The organism is Campylobacter sp. IFREMER_LSEM_CL2194 (assembly GCF_025771685.1).
Classification (GTDB): Bacteria; Campylobacterota; Campylobacteria; order Campylobacterales; family Campylobacteraceae; genus Campylobacter_D.
Genome location: NZ_JAKMQS010000025.1, coordinates 1 through 3470, shown reverse-complemented (window position 1 = coordinate 3470; position 3470 = coordinate 1). Strand labels below are relative to the sequence as shown.

The window sequence follows — 3470 nt, the reverse complement described above, 5'->3', positions numbered from 1 at the left end:
CAAAGCTAGTGTTTTCATTAGTGATAACAAATTTATATTTGGTTATTATTTTTTTAGTGGTAGGGGTGTTAATATTATTAGTTTGATTGTTAGTTTCCCAATTAACTTCCTCTTCTTGATTTAGTTTTTCTTTTAATTCTTTCTTTTTTTCTTCAAAGTCTTTTTTAGCTTCTTGGCTTTTTATATAATCATCTTTGGTTTTTAGATTTTCTTTGATAGCTTTGTTTTGAGGGAGGTTTCTATCAGGGGATAATTCTATAACCTTTTCTATATCATTTTTAGCTATGGTAATACTTCCATTATTAGCATAGACTAAAGAACTAAGTGCTATAGTGCTAAATAAGAGTTGTTTCATGGTTGTTTGTTCCTTTTGGTTTATATTTTTAAAATTAAGAGTTTTTATTTTTTAATATTTATTATTGATTAATCAAAATATTATTTAATACGAGTATTCATTAATATACTCGTTATTATTGCTAGGATATAGCTATCCTAGCAAAGTATTTTATAATCCTCCAACTATACAAGGATTCATAGTTTTAGAATTATCACTTACTATGCAAATTTTTCCTTTTTGCATAAGAGAAGCTTCTTCAACTTCATTTTTTTCCTCTTCATCTACAACTGCAGTATTACTTAGTTTGTCTGAATCTTGTTTTTGAAGAGATGATACTACTTGACTAGCATCAGATCCATTACTTGTGTCTCCATTATTATCATTTCCATTATTTGTACTTGGATTTATAATAACAGCACTTAAAGTAGGTGTTTCTGGAGTACTTGAAGAAACGCCATAGGTTCTAAAATTATCTTTGTCAATTTTTATTTGTGCAAGTAAATCTATGTTTTCATCTTGCAATTTTTCATTTTTTTCCAATAAAACTTCAATACTAGCCACAATTAGATTAAGTCTTTTTTGAGCTATTGACAACTCATTTTCATCTAAAAGTCCTTTGTTGATAGAATTTACAAGACTATTGTACTCATCTTGCAATCTTTTTATCTCTGTATTATTGCTAGTTATATCTTTGTTATTATTTTTGATACTGTTTACAGGATTTATTAAAGATTTAACATAAGCTCTTAGTGCTTCACCTTGCTTTAAAGCATCAGAATGTTTATTGCCCGCTTCATCTTTTAAATTTTCAAAAGTTGTTTCAACTCCGCTTTCAAATTTAGAATCTTTAGTATCATTTTTGCTATAAGCTAGTATAAAATCCATACTTTGAACTAAAGAATGTGCTAAAATTTCTCTTTCTTTCTTTGTATATTTACTTTTATCAAGCAAGAAATTACTTAAAAATTCTACCTTTGACTTAGTATCGCTTAACTTATCATAAGCCTCTAAAAATGCTTGCAAAGTATTTAAATCTATCGCATAAGAATGTCCTTTTAAAGAGTTAAAGATATCTCTTACTATACTCTCATAAAGATCATCTTGTGTTAGTGTTGCTTGATCATTTTTTGCTTCTTGTGCGCTTAGGTATTCTTTTTCTGAAGGTTTAATACTATCTTTATCAAAGTTAGAACCTTTAATGCTATTCATTCCATTTTGAAATTCAGGATCATTAAAATTACCCACATTTTTATCTATATATTTATCATATTTACCGGCAGTATTAATAGGATTTCCATAAAAATAAACATTTGTAGTATTATAGTTTATTGTTTCGCCATAATTACTATTATGAGCTATAAATTTTCCATAGTGAGTATTAGTATGATCTTTACTATCAACAATAAACTTTGCATCATTATTATAATGCATATATACATTATTAAACAAAATATCTTGTTTGTTTATACTTTTATCTATGTATATATGCCCTATAAAACCACCAATAATAGAGCCATTATCCGCTTTAGCACGCATATTCCCCATATTTTTTAAAACAATATTATTAAATGCATTGTTACTAGTCATATAAGCACTTCCAATAAAACCACCTAAATAATTAAACCAATAAGCTCCATTTACAGTAATCTTATCAATACCATCTATAACAATATTATCAAATGCTTTATCTCCAACTTTAGCGCTTCCAATAAAACCACCAACAGAATTATTGCCACCACCTAATCCTGTTACATCAATATTTGAAATTTTTCTTATGGTGATATTTTGAAATTTACTATGAGTATCTCTACCAGCAAAACTACCAGCATATACTATATGATCTTTAGATTCACCTTTAATACTATTAATTGTGTCGATAAAAATATTGGTAAATTTAGCTCCATCAGATGATCCAACAAAACCACCTATATTATTGGACTTATTTGCATTATTAAATATTTCACCAATTGAATTAATACCTACATTTGTATAATCGCCTTGTGTTGTCATTCCAACAAAACCACCAACATAAGCATTATCTCCATTAACTTCAATTTTTTTTACATTGCTTAAATTGATATTATTAAATGAAGATTTATAAACATTGCCAACAAAACTTCCAACTCCACCTACGACATTGCCACTTGTTGTTGCTTTAATAATCCCATTATTATAATCAATGGTTATATTTTCAAAAGTAGCATTTTTAGCACTACCAAATATACCTACATATCCAGGTTTATAAGATAATTTTGTAGTGTCTATGATAATATTACTTAAGGTATAACCTTGCCCATCGAATGTTTTATCAAAGGATGTTGTATGTCCTACTATCATATTAGTACAACCAAGCCCATCTATACAATAATTTGCATAGTTTTGCCAATCTTTACCTTCCTGACCTTTACCTTGATTTCCACCAAAATCTATATCATTAGTAAGTTTAAAGGTATTTCCTGCTACATTATTTCTAAAATCAGCTTTTTCATTCCACCCTTTAGCAAAGTGCCACCAGTCAACATCAGAGCCTATGCTAATATATTGATTATATGTTTTTTTAATTTTATTATCTACATTATTAAATTCATTATATTTTCTTTTAGGATCATAGTAATATCCTGTAGCACTTAAGTACAATGTTCCTTTGCCTGCTTCAACATTTACTTTTTGTACTTTTGTAGTTCCTACATCTACATAAACTTCATTGCCTTTTAAATTTAGCTTATTAGTTTCTATTTTGTTTAAGCTTCCTTTGTCAAAACCTGCTTCAAGCACTATTTTATTACCTTGCAAGGTAATGCTATCAGTTGAATTTATCTTTCCTAAATTTACAACATTTCCACTATTTGGCTTGATTTTAGGCGAAAATGCTTGTGGATTGTCAAAGCTAAGATTTTTAAAAGTATTAAAATCATCATTACTTAAAGTAGCAGTTGAAGCCATAAAATTTTTAGCATTGATAATTGATCCGCTTTTTTCTATAATTACTCCATTAGGATTAATTAAAAAGACATTATTACCACCTGCATTTAATACACCTTCTATGGTAGATTTACCAGCTCCATGAGCAATGTTTAGGTAGTTTTTGTCTTTACCTCCAAAGTTTACACTTTCACCATTTGCTATATTAAAG

At 28.0% G+C, this 3470-nt stretch carries 1 protein-coding gene and 1 pseudogene; both read right to left on the bottom strand.

The window, feature by feature from the left end; genetic code table 11:
• A pseudogene (locus L8V79_RS07875) lies at positions 1-355 on the bottom strand (ShlB/FhaC/HecB family hemolysin secretion/activation protein); the annotation flags it as partial.
• Positions 356-505: 150 nt separating this feature from the next.
• Positions 506-3470, bottom strand: a 2965-nt coding sequence (locus L8V79_RS07870; RefSeq protein ID WP_263703171.1) for a hypothetical protein, incomplete at its 5' end; no start/stop codon positions are given.